The sequence below is a fragment of the Bacteroides faecalis genome, from assembly GCF_003865075.1.
Taxonomy (GTDB): Bacteria; Bacteroidota; Bacteroidia; order Bacteroidales; family Bacteroidaceae; genus Bacteroides; species Bacteroides faecalis.
Genome location: NZ_BHWB01000001.1, coordinates 678,407 through 700,048, shown reverse-complemented (window position 1 = coordinate 700,048; position 21,642 = coordinate 678,407). Strand labels below are relative to the sequence as shown.

Here is a 21,642-nt window from a genome sequence, read left to right as displayed (position 1 = left end):
AAAAGAAAAAAGATTGTGTACTGCAACTTTAATTTTCTTTTCCCTCTTTTTTGAATCATCTTCAACAAAGTCAACAAAATCAACTATGGAATAAATAATCGTAAAACCCAACTTAAATGATATTTGTATGAAGAAAATAGAGCTGATACAATCTATCAAACAACAAGACCTGATTTTGGCAAATGCAGTCAGCAAAATGGTGGATTATATTCAAGACAAATGGGCAGCACCATATCCCAGCAAGGAACAGACGGAAGCGGTCAATGACTATCTCCGTTCTGTTCATGCGAACGGTGACGGAACGATGAACGAAACCGCCATAGCACACCGGAAGATTGCCACACAGAAGATAACCATCAATGCCATCCGTGTGCTTGACCATGAACAACTCGACCGACTGCAAGATGTGTTGAACCACATAGCAGCAGACAAGGAGTATTATATGCCAGAAAAGAAATACAGTATGTGCAGGTAGCTGAGTTGTCGTGGTGTGACAGACAGGGCTTGCCCTGATATAGCCCACTATAACTACACGCTTCGCTTCCGTAGTTGTGGGCTCTCCCGAGGGGCTGGGCGTTGCCCCGTCCCACTTAGGACGCTGCCCTAAGAACCCGGCAAGGACTGTCAGCCCTATGCAACCCGACCAAAGAGTGACCCTCTCTTTGGAAACTCCGCTCAGTGGCTTCCACCCCTAAGAACCCGGAGCAGGAAGTGACCCTCTCCCTGCACCCTCCGATTAAGGCTCTGCCCTAATAACCCATTGTGAAACCCGAATAAAGTAAACTTATGGCACAGAAGACATCCATCAACATCAAGCCCTGCAACATCGGCAGTAGCGAACCCCATAACAGACGGACAGCAGAATACCTTACCCGTATCAACAAAGAAAAGTTCTATATACGCACTGACCTCATGCCGAAAAACGAAGCATGGGTAGCACCTGACTTTAGAAATACATCGCTCACTGAACGCTACAATCAGATAGCCGTAATGGTCAAGGAAAAGACAGGTCGGGCGATGCAGACCAAAGACCGTGAACGGGTGAACAAAAAGACCGGAAAGGTGACCATTGTCCGTGGCAGCACTCCGCTCAAAGAGGGCGTGGTGGTAATCAAGGAAGATACCACAATGGAACAGTTAAAGCATTTTTGCGAGGTGTGCAAGGAACGCTGGGGTATCACACCCCTGCAAGTGTTCATCCACCGTGACGAGGGACATTACAGCAATCCCGAAGACATTGCCACTTGGAAGCCCAATCTTCACGCACATATCGTTTGGGACTGGATGGATCACGAAACAGGCAAATCCTGCAAGCTGGACGAGAAAGCCATGTGCGAAATGCAGACCGTTTTGGCTGAGTGTCTGGAGATGCAGAGGGGCATCTCAAAGAAGCTGACAGGCAAGGAGCATTTGGAACGAAACGACTTCATCATCGCCAAACAGAAACAGGAAGCTGAAAAGGTCAAAGCCGAAAAGGATGCCGCCCTTGCCGCCAAGGAGAAAGCCGAAGCCGAGCGACAATCTATTGAGGGCAAGAACAAGGCGAAAAAACAATACAGCCTTTCACTTGATAATGAGATTGCCGATAAGGAAAGGCAGCTCAAAGACGAGCGCAAGGCTAAAATGGACAGCATACTGGATAGTGTCGGCAGTATTGTCGGTGTCGGTAAATCCGCAGCGGTTGAAAAGGAAAACACCCAACTGAAAACCGAAATCGAGCGCATCAAGAAAGCCTTTCCAAATGCCGTAAAAAACAAGGTGGAAGAACTGACAAAGACACTGGTCGAAGCAAAGCAAAGTGCCGAGGCCGAGCGAGACAAGGCATTGGCGCAAAGCCGCTCATCAATCATAGAAAGGAACGAGGCTGTCAGACAGCTTCAAGAACAGGAAGCAGACATACAGCAGCGCATCAGCCACGCAATTCTCACAGCCACGAAGAAGAAAGACAATACTATCCGCTTGTTGCAGGGGGCATTGGAAGCCAGCCAGAAAATTCTGAATGTCATTGCCGATATTCTCTACCAAGCAAGCGAGGTGTTCAAGCGAGCCGTTGATGCGATTATCCATTTCGGGACAGAGCAGTACAAGTCAATCTTTTCTCCATCTGAAGCCGCTGACATCAAGAGCGTGATGCAGGAATATGGGGAAACGACAGAAATGCAAAAGGCTATTGGTGACTGGTTGTGTGGCTATACGGAACACAGACAGCCTTTTGATGAAATAAAACATCGCCACACACTCAAAGAGGTGGGCGATGTTGCAGAGGGGGCGTATGATTGGAAGATTGAACGTATGCAAGAGAACGGAATAAAAATGTGACGAACACTAATGTCAGATACCTACTTGACAATTCTCGCTATATGTTCCTTTTATTTAATACGCTAATAGTGGGTTACCAAAATTTTCTTCTGTGTGAAAAACCACGAAAACGGAATAATGAGTTGAAAGATATGGTATAAGTGGACTGTGGCGTTTTGCGACCATAATATGCAGCAGAATTGATTTGTGAAGAAACAATCATCGAGTCATTTCCGTTTTGTACTCCTTTGGTGAATAAGTTCATAATCTCGTACTTATTCCCGAAATTGGCGTTGGGCTGCATCATAATATCCGATACGACCTGTCGGATAGAGCGAGGATATATTATAAAGGTGTTTTCTGCATTACAAGTAATATCCTTAAACTCGCTGCTTCCGAAGAATACGATAACGGAATAAATCGGTATGCCCGGATTTTGCGACAAACATTGTCTGATAGCTTGAATGTGTCCGGCATTTTGCATTACGGGGTTGTAAAAGCGGTGCTTTTCTTTGCCGTATGCCAGTAACTGCGTCCAATACTTTTGGTGTTCATTGCCGAAAATCCAACCGCTGTAATCCTTTACCTCAAAAACGATTAAGCCCACCTTGGTTGCAACGGCTACATCGACTTGTGTATAAGTGCCGTTCGGCTTCTGAATGTATAAGTCGTGAAATATGGCTTTGGGGTTGATACCCGCTTTCAGAAGTTTCAATACCACTCTGCGCTCCGACCATTCGCCACGAGTAATGGGCGTAACCTGCTCAATGAGTTCACGCTCTTTCCGCTTGACACAGATAAGGTAAGCAATACCTGCCACCAAGCAAATAAGAAATATGAATGGTGCGAATGGCATAGAACAGTTATTGTTTATTTAAAAGCAATTATAGGAATTACTTTTGTGTTACCATATTCTTGATACTTGTAGTTACCGATTTGTCTTGCACATTTGCCTTGTGGAGCTTTAACTATTTGTTTATTGTAAAAATTACTGCCCTCTTGAGCTAATATTAAGACTTCTAAGTCGGAAGTTAATACATGCCCCGAAATGGTTTCTCTTATTTCCAGCGCAATAGCATCTCCTGACTCCAAAACCTCCTGTACTTCAAAATTCTTTCGACTTACACAATCACCAGGCTTATCAAACAAGGTCTTTCCCGCATTCTTGTTATTAGAAGCAGAATTATTTGATTTCGGTAATTCAACGCCATCAACTATCCTAATCGCTGGGACAGTTTTTTCTATTTCCATTTTGGTACTATACTTATACGTTCCGACACGTTGTGCACATTGGTCTTTTTTAAGAACAATCTTTTGTTCATCGTAAAATTGTTGATTTTCATTTGGAATAATGAATACAATTGCACCAAAAGAGTCATCGGCATGAGCCAAAGCACATCCAGATTCAACCACTTGAAAAACCTCAAATTGTGAATACTCCATGTAATCTCCGGGTTCTTCAAACATTTCAAGTCCAACGATACCAGAATTGTTAGACAGATTAACATAAAAAGCGAATGCAAATGTCAGTATAACACCTGTTATTATACCGAGCAAGTAAACAAGCCATTTTTTCATATTCAATGATTATTATTCATTTATCAGTCAATTATTATATATCCTCCAAATCCTTTTGGATTTTATTCTCTACATTTTGAGCATCACGGTATCGAATAATAACAACACCGTCAGAATAACCAGCTTTCTCGATTGATAATTCAATAGTTCCACCAGTGACATTCCAAGCACTTGCATAAGTAACTGTACCTTGTCCTAATTCGTACATGAGAGAAATATTGCTGTCCTGGCGGCTCGGATTATGTTCTCGGCAAGCAGAGGGCTCACCATACTTACGAATATATAAGCCTTTATAATAGTCATAAGTGTTCACAAGAGTATTCCATTCGCTGCTTTCATCGAATATAACGACGACAGAGTGAACGCTTTTCCCGTCATCAGTCGCACCGACACCGACTGTTGCCTGTCTGCCTGTAAAATCACCTGTGAACATCGTCACATTGTTGTCACGTCCCATTTGTGTAAAGCCTTTTGCTTTTAGCTTTTGGCAGAAAGCCGTCATACTTCCCTCAATAGGAATACCCTTGAAAGAGAGATGCTCTTGCGCCATAATATTGATTACAGCAAAGAGCATAGTTAATGTGATTAAAAGTTTTCTCATATAAATTGTTTTTGTTGATTATATCGCTGTTAATGAATTGAAATCATCATTGGAAATTTTCCCTATTGAAGCAAGCCATTCAAGGTAAGAAATATCATCTTTGATTTCACTAAACTTTTTCCCTTTATATTTTCCAAAGCCAATAATTCTTTCGGAAATGGATATATCCGAGGGCTTTCCTATATTTGGATACAATTGTTCAAGTTCTTCAAAGTCAATTTTAAAGAACCTATCTGTCGTTTCTAACCAATAGAGATATTGGTAATCCGTTGTATAAATATCCCCCAAGGATTTTCCTTTATATTTTCCAAACTGTAGTACTTCTTCCGCTTTGTGGATAGGAAATATTTCATCAAGCGATACACCGGGAACATCAATCAAAACCCATTCTCCACATCCAGCACAAGGAATTTCCTCATCTTTGATATCTGGATAGCACTCCTGTCTATAACTATCATCCGGCCTACCATTCACAAAGCACTTCCCATAAGCCTTGCCGTATTTACCACGTGGCTTTACCGTTTCAACTAAAAAAGTTCTATCTCGATTAGGGTCAATACGTCTTTCTTCGCTTGAAGAACGAGCTAATCCCAACTCACATCTTTTTACCAAGAATGGAGTTCGTTTGCCAATGTTGTAATATATGTTGAAAATATTATCGTGTGGGTACATACTCTTACGTTGGTGTGAAATGCTTTTTGCTATTTGAAAAGTTTACTAATCTTTTTTCTTATTGCACTTAAGGCTATACTTTGGTCATGACTTACCGTCATCCCTATACCACTACTTTTTATAACGGCTACACTTTGATTAGTGTTATAATCGTAAAAAGTTACTGTTATATATGTATGTCCTCCATCCCACTTTTCAGATGTGACGTGAATATTTGGTGAGAGAATACTATCCGAACACTCAAAAATTTTCAAAGTATTAGAGGGCGATAAAACTGTTAGATTGGTTTCTGCTATCTGATTTTGAACAGACATAACTACGTCATCCAATTCTCTATCTCCAGATGTTTCTTTTCCGAAAATGACATACTTGTACTTACTAATGTTTGCATCATTAGATAGAACAATCTTTCCTGAAGCACAAGATGTCATTAGTGCTATCATAGCGGCTATAGATATAATATGAATTATAAATTTTTGCTTCATTTCCTTTTATGCCAATGGCTCTTTTAGTTCCAATTGAACCGTTATTTATGCAGAAGCGTGGAACTGCAAATGCCACGTTCTGAATTGGAGGTCGTAGGAAACCTGTACACACGAATGTAGTAATAGCAGCCCACGCTATAGCGTGAGAACCACTATGCCACCCTTGTGTGTAATTGTGAAATTTCCTACGTTTCCAATTCACAAGATAAGCATAACGCTTCTTAATTTCTAATATGTTTTGGAGAGAGTTTCCTCAATCCGCTTACAAAGATACAAAATGCGCACAATAAAAGCGTAAAAGAATTTGGATTTTAACGATATAAGTTAAAAACAATATTCCTATTCAATTATATCTTTATATGAAATGCTGGAATTTTGCAAGATTGTCCCTTTTTTACTTTTGCCACCAATATGTACCTCCTTTCCTGTCTTTTTAATTTGTGTTTCATAAGCTACAAGCAATTTCATTTTTTTGTCTACGGCATTGGGAGTTATTGCAACATTAAATCCTAATTGTCCACCTGCCTGAACAGAGGGATACATAACGCCGTCAAGAGCATGATCAGTTGTAACCACTTCCGTAAATATCGCTGATATAAGATAATTATAATCAGCTCCTTCTTCATTCTTCTTAGAAAATTCTTTGGCAAAATATTTAGCTGAAATGTCTATATCATTAGCAAAATCAGGGTGTTTCATTAGAAAAACATCATATGCTGATTTAAGTTCTTCAAGTAAAGAATTGTCAGCGTTGCAAAAAGAATCTTTATGTATAACAACTAAAAGGTGTATATTCTCGATAACTTCCCATTTTCCGAATGTGATAGTTTGTTGTCCGCTTGATCCTACACCTCCTCTTATCAAGGAAGAACTTTCACATGCAGAAATAAACCGGGTATCTATAATGTTTTGTTCTTCTGGAACAATACATCCATAAAACATGGTTTGCATAGGTGTACTAGCTCTTTGGCACTGTTTATTATATTGTTGGGGTTTATATGACAAATCCGAAACTGTTTTTAGGTTTCCATCACAACGTGCCCTTGTGATTGTTTTGCCGGGATGTAGCGTAAAAATAATAAATCCAACTTTACCCAAATCACGTATCAATTCTTTTATTTCAAAATAAGGGTATTGGCTTAAGTCTAACGCTTCTAAACGGTTTATTATCGTTTGCTTATTCATAATATATGCGAATCAGTAGTTGAAATCACTAGCTGATTCAGTTAGTTAAATTGTTATTATTCAATTAATTATCTCATTTATTTATTTCTTAATCTCCTTGAAAATCAGTATATTAGAAGAATAAAACCACTCATTATTCTAATTATGATTCCCAAGGAGAAAGAGCTAAAACTTATAAAAATATATATGTATACCCGTTGGCGGAATTAAAAAGATAATATATTGATGTTTAAAAAGTTGTGCATATTATTGATTTATAGCATATTAGAGATGGTCAAACCTTTAATATATCATCAATATATGCACAACTTATATACAATATTCAGTAAAATTCTTAAGATTTGCAAGCAATTTGGCGATAACCTCATAAATGAGAAGGGAAATATTCCTCGTCCAGGTGTTGTTCCCAAGTTTTCAGATATAGAAGTTATAGCTTTGAACCTTACATCCGAAGCCATGGGTATAGATAGTGAAAGTAATCTTTTCATTAGACTTTCTGAGTATAAGGATAAAATGCCCAATCTGATTTCAAGACGCCAGTATAATGACAGGCGTAAAACTACATCAACCTTATGCGACACTATCCGTAAAAGAATAGCTGAGAAGATAGATGGTGGTGAAGAATATTTCTGTATTGATTCAAAACCTATAGAGGTATGCCGGGTAGCTAGAGGGAAACGTTGTAAAATGGGCAGAAACGATTATAGTAAAGCTCCATCATTCGGATATTGTGCCTCTCAGAAGAATTATTACTATGGATATAAATTACACGCTATTTGCGGTTTAAGTGGAGTTATCCATTCCTTTGACCTGACAAAAGCAAGTGTTCACGATATCAATTATCTTAAAAATATCAGATATGAATATCATGACTGCAGCATTTTCGGAGATAGAGGATATATTAGTAAGAATGTGCAACTGGATTTGTTTGAGACTGCAAATATAAGACTTGAAGTTCCATATAGACTGAACCAAAAGGACTGGAGTCCTACATTCATCCCATTTGCTAAAGCCAGGAAAAGAATCGAAACGGATTTCTCACAACTATGCGATCAGTTCATGATAGTGAGAAATTATGCTAAAGATACAGTAGGATTGTTTACCAGAATACTCGGGAAAATAAGTGCATTTACAATCCTTCAATATATAAACCACATTAACAACAAACCTATTGGCAGACTTAAATATGCGCTTATTTAATTCCGCCAACGGGTATGTATATCTGCGATGTTTATCAGTCTTCACTGAAGTTCTACTGTCAGAGGTTCAGTAATAACGCTACACCGATCTTCACTGATCAGGAGCTGCTTACCGTATATCTGTTCTGCGGAGCGTATCAGCGCTATTTTAGCATCAAAGAGATACATACATTCACCAAAGAATATTTGCTTTCCTGGTTCCCTAACCTTCCCTCTTATCAAACATTCAACTATCGGCTGAACCTGATGAGTGAGGCGATTAATGAACTGGTGAAGCATCTCATTACTTTCTTTAAACCAACAGATTGCGATTCTATGATATCACTTATTGACTCCATGCCCATCATTACTTGTGCAGGAAAGAACAAAACCGGAAAAGTGGCTACTGAAATTGCCACTAAAGGATACTGCTCTACAAAGAACATGTATTATTTCGGGCTCAAACTTCACACCTTAGCTTTCCGCAGGGAAGGAACCATTCCATTCCCCGAAATGATCATCTTATCATCGGCAGAGGAGAATGATCTGACTGTTCTTAAAAGAGAAGCCGCTGATAGTCTTATAAACAGATATATATTTGCGGATAAGATATACTCAGACTTCTCGTTCTGGGGAAACAAACAGCAGGAACAAGGGGTAACCATGATGACTCCCGTTAAAGCAATAAAGGGAGAGGAGCCTATTATTACTCAAAGAGAGAAAGCGGGCAGAGACCTGTTTTCAACTGCAGTATCAAAGGTCAGACAACCGATAGAATCTTTTTTCAACTGGCTGAATGAAAAAACAAATATTCAAAGAGCGATGAAAGTCAGATCTACATCTGGACTTTTAGTACATACGATGGGCAAAATTGCCATCGCATTCATTTATCTAATTTTCTAAAACAAGGAATCAGAGTTCAACTACTGATTCGCATAATATATTAATTTTCGTAAGACAGAATTTGAATCCAATTAAATTTCGCTTTAAATAGAATCCTATACGGGAACAAAATGGGAACATTCTTGAAAAGAAGAAAAGGATAAATAGTTTATTATCAACTATTTATCCTTTATTCTTGTACCCAGACCCGGGGTCGAACCGGGATGGAAGTGAATCCACTGGTGTTTGAGACCAGCGCGTCTACCGATTCCGCCATCTGGGCGCATACTTGATTTCTCAATTGCGGTGCAAAGATACGACTTAATTTTAAATCCGCAATAGTTTCACTAAAAAAAGGAGCAAAAATTTATAAAACATATCTGAAACGCTTCTGTATTCAGAGAATAAAGTGTACATTAGCAGAAACTTTAAAAAGAGTCACAATCATGACAGGTAAAGATAATTATTGTGTTATTATGGGGGGCGGTATCGGCAGTCGCTTCTGGCCTTTCAGCCGTAAAACGTTGCCTAAACAATTTCTTGATTTCTTCGGAACTGGTCGTTCACTTCTTCAACAAACCTTCGATCGTTTCAAAAAAGTAATTCCAACTGAAAATATTCTAATTGTCACCAACACTATATATGCTGATTTGGTGAAAGAGCAGTTACCTGAACTGGATGAAAGACAAATTCTGTTAGAACCAGCCAGACGAAATACTGCACCTTGTATTGCCTGGGCTGCTTACCACATTCGTGCCTTGAATCCAAATGCTAATATTGTAGTAGCTCCTTCGGATCACTTGATTCTGAAAGAAGAAGAATTTCTCTCTGCTATCGAAAAAGGATTAGATTTCGTTTCACGTTCCGAGAAACTTCTAACATTAGGTATCAAACCTAATCGTCCAGAGACAGGATATGGATATATACAAATTGATGAACCGGCTGGCAATAACTTTTATAAAGTCAAAACTTTCACAGAGAAACCTGAATTAGAACTCGCGAAAGTATTTGTAGAAAGCGGTGAGTTCTATTGGAACTCGGGACTCTTTATGTGGAACGTAAATTCAATTATCAAAGCCGAAGAACTACTTTTACCTGAACTTGCATCGAAACTGGCACCTGGCAAAGATATTTACGGAACTGATAAAGAAGCAGCATTTATTGAAGAAAACTTTCCAGCATGTCCCAATGTATCAATAGATTTTGGTATCATGGAGAAAGCTGACAACGTATATGTATCTCTAGGAGATTTCGGATGGTCCGATTTAGGCACATGGGGGTCTCTTTACGACTTGTCAGAAAAAGACATGGATGGGAATGCTGCACTAAGCTGTAACTCTCTAATTTATAATAGCAAAAATAATATAGTGGTTCTCCCTAACAATAAATTAGCCGTTATCGACGGCTTAGAAGGTTATCTTGTAGCTGAATCAAATAATGTATTATTGATCTGTCCCAAAAATGAAGAACATGCCATCCGCAAATATGTAAACGATGCCCAAATGCAATTGGGAGACGATTATATTTAATAAATAACTAAAAATGAGGAATGAAGAATTGGTTGTGCAATATATTGCAAAATAGTTCTTCATTCCTCATTTTAGCTATTCATTTCCAACTGTCTTTCCTTTTAAATGATTTCTATTTCTCGTTCCTGGCAAAGTTGCAAACCTAGATCTTTCAATCTGAACTTCTGAATTTTCCCGCTACCAGTCATAGGGAATTCATCAATAAAGAATATATATTTGGGTATCTTATAACGGGAAATCTTATTTCTACAGAAGTCACGCACGTCCGATTCACTTATTTGAACTCCTTCATGTAAGATAATAAACGCACCAACTGCTTCACCATATTTTCTAGAAGGAATACCTGCAACCTGAACATCTTTCACACCTTCAAGCTGATAAAGAAACTCTTCTATTTCACGAGGATAAATATTCTCACCACCACGGATAATCATATCTTTAATACGCCCAGTAATACGATAGTTCCCATTTTCGTCTTTAATGCCCAAGTCACCGGAATGTAAAAAATTGTTTTTATCAATCACTTCTGCCGTAGCTTCCGGATTTTTATAGTAACCTTTCATAGTATTATATCCACGGTTACACATTTCACCTTGTACGCCTACCGGGCATTCTTCACCCGTCTCAGGATCAATCACTTTGACTTCTGTAAACTCAAAGTCTCGCCCTACAGTATTGCAACGCACCTCAAACGGATCATTGATGCGTGTGGCTGTCATACCCGGTGCAGCTTCTGTCAAGCCATATACACTGGTGACTTTCATATACATTTTTTCCTCTACCTGCTTCATCAATTCCACAGGACACAGTGAACCTGCCATAATGCCTGTACGCAAACAAGACATATCAAACAGATCGAACATAGGATGATTCAATTCGGCAATAAACATAGTCGGCACACCATAAAGAGCAGTACAACGTTCCTTATGAATGGAAGCCAATACAACCAATGGATCGAAGCGCTCCACCATCACTTGTGTACAACCATGCGTCAAACAGTTCATAGTAGCCAATACCACACCAAAACAATGGAACAATGGTACACAACAACAAAGTTTATCATCAGCAGTAAACTTCATATGTTCCCCTGTCAGGAAACCATTGTTACTAATATTGTAATGAGTAAGCATCACACCTTTCGGAAAACCAGTCGTTCCCGAAGTATACTGCATATTCACCACATCGTGACAATCAACTTTACTCTTCATTTCATTCAGTCGATTGTCTTCTACATTATCTCCCAACAATAGAATTTCTGCAGTATTATACATTCCACGATGTTTCTCCTGACCGACATAAATCACATTTTTCATATAAGGGAAACGCTCACTTTTCAGATGACCACGTTCACAATTTTTCAGTTCAGGAAGCATTGTATAGGTCATTTGCACAAAGTCGCTATCTTTTTCACCATTGACAATACAAAGAGTGTGCATATCGGAATTCTTACAAAGATATTCCAGCTCAGCCTGCTTGTAGTTCGTATTCACAGTCACATACACTGCACCAATCTTCGCGCAGGCATATAATAATGTCAGCCAATCGGGCACGTTAGCTGCCCAAATACCTACATGCGTACCTCGTTCCACACCAACAGCGATAAGTCCTTTCGCCATATCGTCTACACGACGATTCAACTGACTCCATGTAAAACGGAGATTGCGGTCGGAATATACGATATATTCTTTATCGGGAGTTTCTTCGGCCCAGTGTTCGAGCCACTGTCCCAAAGTACGTTCAAATAATTGCATGGGATTAAATTTAAGACTTGATACTTATTAATTATACCGGTGTATAAACAACAGCTAATATTTTTGCCGCCTGCCCTTCATATGCATGGACATGATGAGGAACAATAGAATCATAATAGATACTATCACCTTCCTCTAGCAGATAAGTATGCTTACCATAACTAATCTCCATCACTCCTTCCATAACCATAATGAACTCTTCACCTTCATGTGATGAAAGTACAAAATCACTATCTTCCGTAGGCATCACATCAATGATAAACGGTTCCATATGACGGTCTGCTTTCGACTTGGATAAAGAATGGTATTCCATATGCTTACGGGAATGAATCGCATTATTCGAAAAGCTGATAGCGTCTTTCGCTTCTTTTTTACGGCAAACGACAGGTCCAACTTCATCCTGGTCATCTAAGAAAGTTCCCAAGCGAACTCCCAACACACGTGCTATTTTAATAAGTGGTGCTAGAGAGGGTATATCGATATTTTTTTCAATTCGTTCGATCTGTTCCACAGCTAAACCGGAGCGCTGAGAAAGCTCCTCAATGGTAATAGTTTTGTCTTCGCGGAGAGCTTTAATTTTTTCTCCTACAATTTTACTTGTATCCATATTGAAAGTATTTTTGTCTTCAAAGGTTATAAATTATAATTATTAAACTGCAAAAATAGTAAAATCTTTATTCCATCACAATTATAAGCGTTAAAATCTATCAGTCATTCACTGCTATAGACACAAAAAAACCGTTTCTCTTTCTCGAGAAACGGTTTTCAAACTTTTTCGCTGCAAGTAAAATTACTTACGCAAACCGAGTTCTTTAACGATAGCACGATATCTTTCGATATCTTTAGCCTTCAGATAGTCGAGCAAGCGACGACGCTTACCTACTAACATTGTTAAAGCTCTCTCTGTACTATAATCTTTTCTGTTGAGCTTCATATGCTCAGTCAGATGAGAAATACGGTAGGAAAACAAAGCTATCTGTGCCTCAGCTGAGCCAGTATCAGTGTTAGACTTTCCGTACTTTCCGAAGATTTCTTGCTTTTTAGCTGCGTCTAAATACATAATTTTTAGAATTTTGATATAGTAAATTATTCTTTTGAGCGTGCAAAGATAGATATTATCTTTATATCCCACAACGTTTTACAGGAAAAAATATGTTTATAGCGTATATTTCTAATCCAATTTTAGTACCTTTGCGCCCAAATAATAGGGATTATATGCAAAATATTCGAAACATTGCAATCATTGCCCATGTCGATCATGGGAAAACAACGCTGGTGGATAAGATGTTATTGGCTGGAAACTTGTTCCGCAGTAACCAAAATAGTGGTGAACTCATTCTGGATAACAACGATTTGGAACGTGAACGTGGTATAACTATTCTTTCCAAGAATGTATCTATCAATTACAACGGTACTAAAATTAATATCATTGATACTCCGGGACACAGCGACTTTGGGGGTGAAGTAGAACGTGTATTGAATATGGCCGATGGCTGTATTCTATTGGTGGATGCTTTTGAAGGTCCGATGCCTCAGACACGTTTTGTATTACAAAAAGCACTGGAAATCGGTTTGAAGCCAATTGTAGTAGTAAACAAGGTCGATAAACCAAACTGTCGTCCGGAAGAAGTTTACGAAATGGTATTCGACTTAATGTTCAGTCTGAATGCTTCTGAAGATCAACTTGACTTTCCTGTCATTTACGGTTCTGCCAAAAACAACTGGATGAGTACTGACTGGAAACAACAAACCGACAGTATCACTCCATTATTAGATTGCATTATCGAAAATATTCCGGCTCCGAAACAACTGGACGGTACTCCGCAAATGCTAATCACTTCACTGGACTATTCTTCATACACAGGTCGTATTGCCGTAGGACGTGTTCATCGCGGTACACTGAAAGAAGGTATGAATGTAACACTCGTGAAGCGTAATGGTGATAAGTTTAAAACAAAAATTAAAGAGCTACATGTATTTGAAGGCTTAGGCCGCGTCAAAACTGATGAAGTTTCTTCAGGGGACATCTGTGCATTGGTAGGTATTGATGGATTTGAAATTGGAGATACAATCTGCGATTATGAAAACCCGGAAGCATTGCCACCTATTGCAATTGATGAGCCTACAATGAGTATGTTATTTACCATTAACGATTCGCCATTCTTTGGCAAAGACGGTAAGTTTGTGACTTCACGTCATATCCATGACCGCCTTACAAAAGAACTCGACAAGAATCTGGCTCTACGCGTAAAGAAAAGCGAGGAGGACGGTAAATGGATCGTTTCCGGTCGTGGTGTACTTCACCTTTCTGTGTTAATCGAAACAATGCGTCGTGAAGGATATGAGTTACAGGTAGGACAACCCCAGGTTATTTTCAAAGAAATCGACGGAGTAAAATACGAACCGATTGAAGAACTAACAATCAACGTACCGGAAGAATATTCAAGCAAGATCATTGATATGGTGACTCGTCGTAAAGGTGAAATGGTAAAAATGGAAAATACCGGTGAACGTATCAATCTGGAATTTGACATGCCTTCACGTGGTATCATCGGTTTGCGTACCAATGTATTGACAGCTTCTGCGGGTGAAGCAATCATGGCTCACCGCTTCAAAGAATATCAGCCATATAAAGGTGAGATCGAACGTCGTACCAACGGTTCTATGATTGCTATGGAAGGTGGAACAGCTTTTGCTTATGCTATCGACAAATTACAGGATCGTGGAAAATTCTTCATTTTCCCACAAGAAGATGTTTATGCAGGTCAAGTAGTAGGTGAACATTCCCATGATAATGACTTGGTGATCAATGTAACAAAATCAAAGAAACTCACTAATATGCGTGCTTCCGGTTCTGACGAAAAGGCTCGTTTGATTCCGCCAATACAATTCTCATTGGAAGAAGCTTTGGAATACATCAAAGAAGATGAGTATGTGGAAGTAACTCCGAAAGCAATGCGTATGCGTAAAGTTATTCTGGATGAAATTGAACGTAAACGCGCTAACAAGGTCTAATAATAAGCAAATCAATATAAGTGATGGGAGATGGAAAATAACTATCTCCCATTATTTTTTTCTTCAAAAGAAAAAAGATGTATTTATGACCAACAGAACAAACTGTATTTATGAAAATAAAAAATAGAATTTATCTATTTGGGGCATTTTATTCGCTTCTCACAACAAGATATAGCAACAAACTAAATCCTCTGTTAGATACAGAAGCTAAAATAGTTAGCATGAAGAATATAAATTCTGCTATTCACACTAATGATTCACTCATTAAAGGTGTGAAAGTTACCATATACCATCCACTAACAAAACACTAAGTTAATTAGTCAGTTCTTACAAATTCAATATCTTTTTCACCAGCCAATAACCTACTCTTGCTTCCGAGATACCTTTCTGCAATCGATGAGGACAGACGAAACAATCTTCTTTAATTTCCGCCTCCATGTAATAAAAACAACAGGAGCTATCTTTTTCAAATGCTTTTGCATATTCAAGAATGTGCGTAGAAACAAGAAAATGACAATTAGCAAAGTCTTTTAATATTTCATTTACCGCAACAGAAGCTTCAAAAGCATCCTTCGCATTCGTACCACGAAACATTTCATCCAACACGACTAAGCATCTCTTACCTTTTCCCGCTTTCTCTAACACTTCTTTAATACGAAGTATTTCCATCATAAAATGACTTCGTCCGTCTCTCAAAGAATCGGGCAAATTGATTGAAGTATATATACCCTCATAAAGCGGACAAACCATTGATTTTACCGGTACGGGTAATCCACAATGCGCTAACCAGACAGCCAGAGCCAATGCTTTTAATGTAGTCGATTTCCCTGCCATATTGGATCCCGTAAAAAGACAGATATTACCTTGAGACATCTCCCAATTATTTTCTTGCGCATTTTTCACAAAAGGATGTACTACTCCTTCTACCGAAAAATCCATGCTCCACACCACCTCTGGAATGCAACAAAGATTTTTTTCTTTAGCAATCCGATGAGCAGTACGACAAACATCCAACGTATAAATAACAGACAGCAAATCTTTCAAAGATAACAAGCGGGTACATCGAAATAAATAATCATATTTATCTATCACATAATTGGAGAATCGGGTATCCTTATCAAACGCTTGTTGCAAAACATTTTCCAATTCAGTTCCATGCAGAGTATCCTGTACCAAATCAATCATATCTTTCCAAAGTTGCGGCACATTTTCCTGTAACTCTGTAACCCACTTTTCCAAATGATGTAACATACGGACAATGAGTTTTACCCCTCTACAAACGACATAACGTTGAGAATCGTACCTCACAAGACGATCAATAATTGTAGCACAAGACATTATAACATTCGCCTCTCTGATCTGGTCACGATAACTCAGGTAATACTCGATAAAGTCCAACTCTTCCTCATTCAAAGGAAGTTCCGGTAATGCACCCCAAGCTATAAGTTGCTGTCTTTTACAGATCATTTCCCAGTCACTCAACGGATACATAATCCATTCCATCATTAAAGATTTCCCTTGCTTCGTTTCCGTTTTCAGAAACAAAGAAGAAAGAACCTGTTCATCCTGCACGCCATCCGTTATACTAAGATCTATGCAAGTTTGTTTATCGGTATCCAGATATGTCATCAACAATTATATTATAGTACAAGAACAATCAACTCTTAATCCTCAATATAAAATTAGTCCTACAACACCCGCCAAACAAATTAACAAAATCGGATGAAGGTTCCATTTCCATGTTATCAGGAAAGATGAAACAAATATACTAATACTTTTATAATCGATAAAATTCTCTTTATTCATCATCAGCAATGAAGCGGAGGCTATTAATGCGACTGACATCGGAAGCAATCCGGACATAGCTGCTTTTATATATTTATTGTCTTTGCACTTCACAAAAAAATAGGAAATAAGCAATACTAAAAAGAAAGAAGGCAGGCAAACTGCAACGGTAGCGAGTACCGCTCCCCAGACACTTTGCGTTACTGCAAATCCTACATACGTCGCACTGTTAATACCAATTGGTCCCGGAGTCATTTGAGAAATTGCCACTACATCAGTAAACTGTTGTGAAGTCAGCCAATGATGACGGTCTACAATCTCATGTTGTATCAATGAAAGCATTGCATAGCCACCTCCAAAGCCAAATATTCCTATCTTTAAATATACCCAAAGTAGTTGCAAATAAATCATACCCGTTTACCTTTTATTTTTTCCTTCAACCATAAAGTATATACCATTCCACCAACAATCCCCGCCAACACAATATAAACGGGAGACAAACCAAATTGCCAAATCAACAACGTTGCTATGGCCGGAACAACTAATTGCAGATATTTAAGCTTCAAAGCTCTAACCGCAGAGATACAAGGAAATAAAATCAATGCTACCACTGCCGGACGTATGCCATTAAAGATACGAACCATAATCTGATTATCCTGAAACCTTGAAAAGAACATGGCAATAATCATCATAATAACAAACGAAGGTAAAATGGTAGCTAATGCACATACAAGGCTCCCTCCTACTTTATAAAGTTTATATCCCACAAAAATGGATATATTCACAGCAAAAACACCCGGTAAAGATTGCGTCAAAGCAAACATTTCCATAAATTCTTCCTTACTCATCCATTGCTTTTTCACTATTTCACGTTCAATCAACGGAATCATGGCATATCCACCTCCAATAGTAAACATACCTATTTTAGCGAAAGTGAAGAAAAGTTTCAAGTAATTGATAATCATCTTTTAGTCTAAGTTCTATCAATATTTATTTTGTTATCTGTGTATCAGTCTTCCATTATCTTCACATTGGTCACCCGTTCAAGTAAAAAGCGACTCTTATTCCAATGGAATGGTTTATAATCAGAATTCTGCACTATTGTATTATTGCGGAAAATCAAACCATCTACCGACTTAGCATATAGTATAGGTGCATCAAAAGTTTCGAATATATTTCCTTCAATAACAATTCCTCCATCGTTCCCTCCATGAAAATACTTCTGTTGATCTTTTAGATTAGGAATTTCGGGATAAATAGAAATAACAGCATTCGTAAATTGAAACATATTAGTCAGGGCATTTACAAAACGGTTTCCACGAATAAGTACATTACGGCAAGCACCGGTTTCAAACCAACCATTACAATCACCACATAAAAGAATGGCTGCCCCTGAAGTATGATCAAAAAGATTATTCTCTATAATTGTTTTTCGAGGAGTACTGAACAGACTCCCACGAGCACGATTATTACGTATTACATTATTAGCAAAAACCACCTCCGGAGTCCAGGTTAAATTCTCAATACCCAAACCTGCCTTTTCGTTAATCATTGGATCGATCGGTTTTTGAAAAGTAATGCAGAACTCGCGAGCACCCTGAACAGCTTCTTTATCATATGGACGAATAGAAACAATATGATTCACTCCATCGATGATTTCCATAGTCTCCGAGCGGATGAACTGCACACTGTCTCCTTGGTATCCCCAATCAAATCCCCACGCCTGATTATGCATATAACGTCCTACCAACGTTGTATCATCCAGTCTCTTTATGACTTTCAGGTAAGTGCCATGCACATTAATTGCATCATCCATCATTCCCTCATAAAGGCCATTTTGAGAAACAATCACTCCTTTACAACCGGAAAAATGGGTTGCATCCGCTTGAGTAGTAAAATAGCGCAAATCGCTTTCTCCCCTCAGACAAACATTGAATCCATCTAAAGTTATATTCTCACAAAGTTGCGCCAATAATCCCATGCCTTCAGCATAATGTATCTTCACGTTCTGCAATGTAGTGTTTACATCATGAGACAAAAAGATTCCCGGCGTAGGACGTTCTCCTGTCCTCATTGCAACTACTGTTCCCGGAATCAGACGCTTATCCTTCCACAGAGGAGCATTCAGGCAATCAGAAGAGACTTTTCTTACCCCTTTAGTCGGACAATGTAAATCACTCGTTTTATATACCAGGCGTTTCGTTTCCTTCTCAAAAGCAATACCGCTACCTGGTTGCATTTGCCATCCGTCACCATAGTTTTCAAATACAGAATCTTTTCTAATCCGATATTTCACCCATGGAGCCGGTCTGAAAGTAATCCCATACTCAGGAGTATTATCAACGATTTCCACTTGTGCAATATGCGGATTTTCAAAGTCAATACTGAAATTCTTCAACGTACAATTGGTAGAACGTAACAAAGACAACGGAATCATCCTTCCATGAAAAATAAATTCAGCCCCTTGTCCGTCCAATACTAAATTGGATAAATCTTCCAATGCCATTCCCACCTTTTTGGGATTACTTTGATCATGATTGGATATATAGTATTCACGCACATCCGCACCTGTCTCATAAAAATCATATCTTCCTGCAGAGAATCTCAATACGATTTCGTCACCAGCTCCACACTCAGCTTTTATTTTAGCGATCACCTTTCGCAAAACAGGACTGGCATTTTTTCGGCTATCAACTTTCAATCCCAGTTTAGACATATCATATATACGCTCCTTTGCATTCGTAGAAAGCCCTATGGATAAAAGAATAAGGCAACAAAGAAATGATTGTAGTTTTCTCATATTATGGTAATTTGGTTTATATCATGTCTACACAAAGATACAACATAACCGACATATTTACAAGTTATTACTTTCATTCCTTATCTACGGAGTTTACTCACAGAAATGAGAGTTATCAATACAGAAAAAGGCGGTTCCTTTCGGAACCGCCTTCTCATATCTGAATCTAATAAATTAGAGTTTCGGACCAGCAGCAACCAAAGCTTTACCAGCTTCGTTACCTGTAAACTTAGCGAAGTTCTTAATGAAACGTCCAGCCAAGTCTTTTGCTTTTTCTTCCCATTGACAAGCACATTCGTAAGTGTCACGTGGATCAAGGATTTTCGGATCAACACCCGGAAGTTCTGTAGGAACAACGAAGTCGAAGAAAGGAATCACCTTAGTAGGAGCCTTGTCGATAGAACCATCAAGGATAGCGTCGATGATACCACGAGTATCTTTGATAGAAATACGTTTGCCAGAACCATTCCAACCAGTGTTTACCAAGTAAGCCTTAGCACCAGTCATTTCCATCTTCTTAACCAATTCTTCTGCATATTTAGTTGGGTGCAATGACAAGAAAGCGGCACCAAAACAAGCAGAGAATGTAGGAGTCGGTTCAGTGATACCACGTTCTGTACCAGCCAATTTAGCAGTAAATCCAGATAAGAAGTAGTATTGAGCTTGTTCAGGATTCAGGATAGATACTGGAGGCAATACACCGAATGCATCAGCTGACAAGAAAATAACTTGTTTAGCGTGAGGACCTTTAGACACCGGTTTAACGATGTTTTCGATGTGGTAGATAGGATAAGAAACACGAGTGTTTTCAGTTACACTCTTATCTGTGAAGTCGATCTTGCCATCAGCAGCAACAGTTACGTTTTCAAGCAAAGCGTCACGTTTGATAGCATTGTAGATATCCGGTTCACTTTCTTTGTCCAAGTTGATAACTTTAGCATAACAACCACCTTCATAGTTGAATACACCTTCGTTATCCCATCCGTGTTCGTCATCACCGATCAATTTACGTTTCGGGTCAGTAGACAATGTAGTCTTACCTGTTCCAGACAAACCGAAGAAGATAGCTGAGCTAGTTCCTTCCATATCTGTGTTAGCAGAGCAGTGCATAGAAGCAATACCACGAAGCGGATTCATGTAGTTCATAATAGAGAACATACCTTTCTTCATTTCACCACCGTACCAAGTATTCAAGATAACTTGTTCTTTAGTTTTCAAGTTGAAAACTGTAGCAGTCTCAGAGTTCAAGCCAAGTTCTTTGTAGTTATCAACTTTAGCTTTAGAAGCGTTGAAACATACAAAATCAGGTTCTCCGTAGTTAGCAAGTTCTTCAGCAGTCGGGCGGATGAACATGTTAGTTACGAAGTGAGCCTGCCAAGCCACTTCCATGATGAAACGTACTTTCATACGAGTAGCTTCGTTAGCACCACAGAAAGTATCAACAACAAACAAACGTTTGCCAGACAATTGATTTACAGCTTTTGCTTTAAGATCAGCCCAAGCTTCTTCAGTACAAGGTTTATTGTCGTTTTTATATTCGTCAGAAGTCCACCATACAGAATCAGTAGAAGCTTCATTCTTAACGAAGAATTTATCTTTAGGAGAACGACCGGTATAGATACCTGTCATCACATTAACAGCACCTAATTCAGTTACTTGACCTTTTTCAAAGCCTTCAAGACCCGGTTTTGTTTCTTCAGCGAACAAAACATCATAAGACGGGTTGTGCAGGATTTCAGTTACACCTGTAATTCCGTACTTGCTCAAATCTAAATTTGCCATTTTCTTTTGAATTAAATTAAATTGGTATTTCGTTTATTATCTCTTTTTTTACCTTAACATGGAGGAGTCTTGGGTACTCCTTTGTAATCCGAGGACAAAAG

20 protein-coding genes and 1 tRNA gene are annotated in these 21,642 nt (G+C 38.7%); 6 read left to right on the top strand and 15 right to left on the bottom strand.

Annotated features, from left to right (window positions below; genetic code table 11):
• Positions 1–127: 127 nt before the first annotated feature.
• The gene (locus tag EJF25_RS02585; protein WP_004310688.1) at positions 128–475 is read left to right on the top strand and encodes a hypothetical protein; all 348 of its coding nucleotides are present in this window, start codon (positions 128–130) and stop codon (positions 473–475) included.
• Positions 476–786: 311 nt separating this feature from the next.
• Complete coding sequence (locus EJF25_RS02580) at positions 787–2,319, top strand: coiled-coil domain-containing protein (RefSeq protein ID WP_004310689.1); 1,533 nt, start codon at positions 787–789, stop codon at positions 2,317–2,319.
• 73 nt (positions 2,320–2,392) lie between these two features.
• Here the strand turns inward: EJF25_RS02580 and EJF25_RS02575 are convergent, their stop codons facing one another.
• From EJF25_RS02575 to EJF25_RS02550, 6 genes are all read right to left on the bottom strand, one after another.
• Positions 2,393–3,154: a nuclease-related domain-containing protein gene (locus EJF25_RS02575; RefSeq protein ID WP_004310690.1), complete on the bottom strand. Its 762-nt coding sequence runs from the start codon at positions 3,152–3,154 to the stop codon at positions 2,393–2,395.
• Between the two features lie 14 nt (positions 3,155–3,168).
• Entirely contained in the window at positions 3,169–3,876 is a 708-nt protein-coding gene (locus EJF25_RS02570; RefSeq protein ID WP_004310691.1) for a hypothetical protein, read from the bottom strand.
• Between the two features lie 34 nt (positions 3,877–3,910).
• A complete protein-coding gene (locus EJF25_RS02565) occupies positions 3,911–4,477 on the bottom strand; it encodes a hypothetical protein (protein WP_004310692.1) in 567 nt (188 codons plus the stop codon).
• Between the two features lie 18 nt (positions 4,478–4,495).
• Positions 4,496–5,149 (bottom strand): exodeoxyribonuclease X C-terminal domain-containing protein, encoded by a 654-nt coding sequence (locus tag EJF25_RS02560; protein ID WP_032856075.1) that lies wholly within the window; start codon positions 5,147–5,149, stop codon positions 4,496–4,498.
• A 29-nt stretch (positions 5,150–5,178) separates the two neighbouring features.
• Entirely contained in the window at positions 5,179–5,634 is a 456-nt protein-coding gene (locus tag EJF25_RS02555) for a hypothetical protein (protein WP_007479955.1), read from the bottom strand.
• A gap of 339 nt (positions 5,635–5,973) precedes the next feature.
• A complete protein-coding gene (locus tag EJF25_RS02550; protein WP_007479954.1) occupies positions 5,974–6,819 on the bottom strand; it encodes a hypothetical protein in 846 nt (281 codons plus the stop codon).
• Between the two features lie 225 nt (positions 6,820–7,044).
• On the opposite strand from EJF25_RS02550, the gene EJF25_RS02545 reads away from it, so the two are divergent.
• Positions 7,045–8,019 carry an IS982 family transposase gene (locus tag EJF25_RS02545; protein WP_004310694.1) on the top strand — a complete coding sequence of 325 codons (975 nt, stop codon included), beginning with the start codon at positions 7,045–7,047 and terminating at the stop codon, positions 8,017–8,019.
• 14 nt (positions 8,020–8,033) lie between these two features.
• A complete protein-coding gene (locus EJF25_RS02540) occupies positions 8,034–8,900 on the top strand; it encodes a transposase (RefSeq protein ID WP_004310695.1) in 867 nt (288 codons plus the stop codon).
• A 178-nt stretch (positions 8,901–9,078) separates the two neighbouring features.
• Here the strand turns inward: EJF25_RS02540 and EJF25_RS02535 are convergent.
• Positions 9,079–9,162 (bottom strand) — tRNA-Leu (locus EJF25_RS02535).
• A 163-nt stretch (positions 9,163–9,325) separates the two neighbouring features.
• Here EJF25_RS02535 and EJF25_RS02530 point away from each other — a divergent pair.
• Positions 9,326–10,408, top strand: a complete 1,083-nt coding sequence (locus EJF25_RS02530; RefSeq protein WP_125039884.1) for a mannose-1-phosphate guanylyltransferase — start codon at positions 9,326–9,328, stop codon at positions 10,406–10,408.
• Positions 10,409–10,509: 101 nt separating this feature from the next.
• Here EJF25_RS02530 and EJF25_RS02525 read toward each other — a convergent pair whose 3' ends face one another.
• The 3 genes from EJF25_RS02525 to rpsO form a co-directional block, all read right to left on the bottom strand.
• Positions 10,510–12,159: an AMP-binding protein gene (locus EJF25_RS02525; protein WP_125039883.1), complete on the bottom strand. Its 1,650-nt coding sequence runs from the start codon at positions 12,157–12,159 to the stop codon at positions 10,510–10,512.
• Positions 12,160–12,190: 31 nt separating this feature from the next.
• Positions 12,191–12,766 (bottom strand): helix-turn-helix domain-containing protein, encoded by a 576-nt coding sequence (locus EJF25_RS02520; RefSeq protein WP_025073689.1) that lies wholly within the window; start codon positions 12,764–12,766, stop codon positions 12,191–12,193.
• Positions 12,767–12,949: 183 nt separating this feature from the next.
• Positions 12,950–13,219, bottom strand: a complete 270-nt coding sequence (gene rpsO / locus EJF25_RS02515) for a 30S ribosomal protein S15 (protein ID WP_125039922.1) — start codon at positions 13,217–13,219, stop codon at positions 12,950–12,952.
• Between the two features lie 155 nt (positions 13,220–13,374).
• On the opposite strand from rpsO, the gene typA reads away from it, so the two are divergent.
• A complete protein-coding gene (typA, locus tag EJF25_RS02510; protein ID WP_125039882.1) occupies positions 13,375–15,174 on the top strand; it encodes a translational GTPase TypA in 1,800 nt (599 codons plus the stop codon).
• Between the two features lie 327 nt (positions 15,175–15,501).
• Here typA and EJF25_RS02505 read toward each other — a convergent pair whose 3' ends face one another.
• The 5 genes from EJF25_RS02505 to pckA form a co-directional block, all read right to left on the bottom strand.
• Positions 15,502–16,803, bottom strand: a complete 1,302-nt coding sequence (locus EJF25_RS02505) for a MutS-related protein (protein ID WP_125039881.1) — start codon at positions 16,801–16,803, stop codon at positions 15,502–15,504.
• A 42-nt stretch (positions 16,804–16,845) separates the two neighbouring features.
• On the bottom strand, positions 16,846–17,370 hold the full coding sequence (locus EJF25_RS02500; RefSeq protein ID WP_125039880.1) for a chromate transporter: 525 nt from the start codon (positions 17,368–17,370) through the stop codon (positions 16,846–16,848).
• Positions 17,367–17,924, bottom strand: coding sequence for a chromate transporter (locus EJF25_RS02495; protein WP_125039879.1), 558 nt, complete (start codon positions 17,922–17,924; stop codon positions 17,367–17,369). Before EJF25_RS02495 ends, EJF25_RS02500 begins: the two co-directional genes overlap by 4 nt.
• Positions 17,925–17,968: 44 nt before the next feature.
• Positions 17,969–19,759 carry an alpha-1,3-galactosidase-related protein gene (locus EJF25_RS02490; RefSeq protein ID WP_125039878.1) on the bottom strand — a complete coding sequence of 597 codons (1,791 nt, stop codon included), beginning with the start codon at positions 19,757–19,759 and terminating at the stop codon, positions 17,969–17,971.
• Between the two features lie 174 nt (positions 19,760–19,933).
• A complete protein-coding gene (pckA, locus tag EJF25_RS02485; protein ID WP_125039877.1) occupies positions 19,934–21,541 on the bottom strand; it encodes a phosphoenolpyruvate carboxykinase (ATP) in 1,608 nt (535 codons plus the stop codon).
• Positions 21,542–21,642 lie beyond the last annotated feature (101 nt).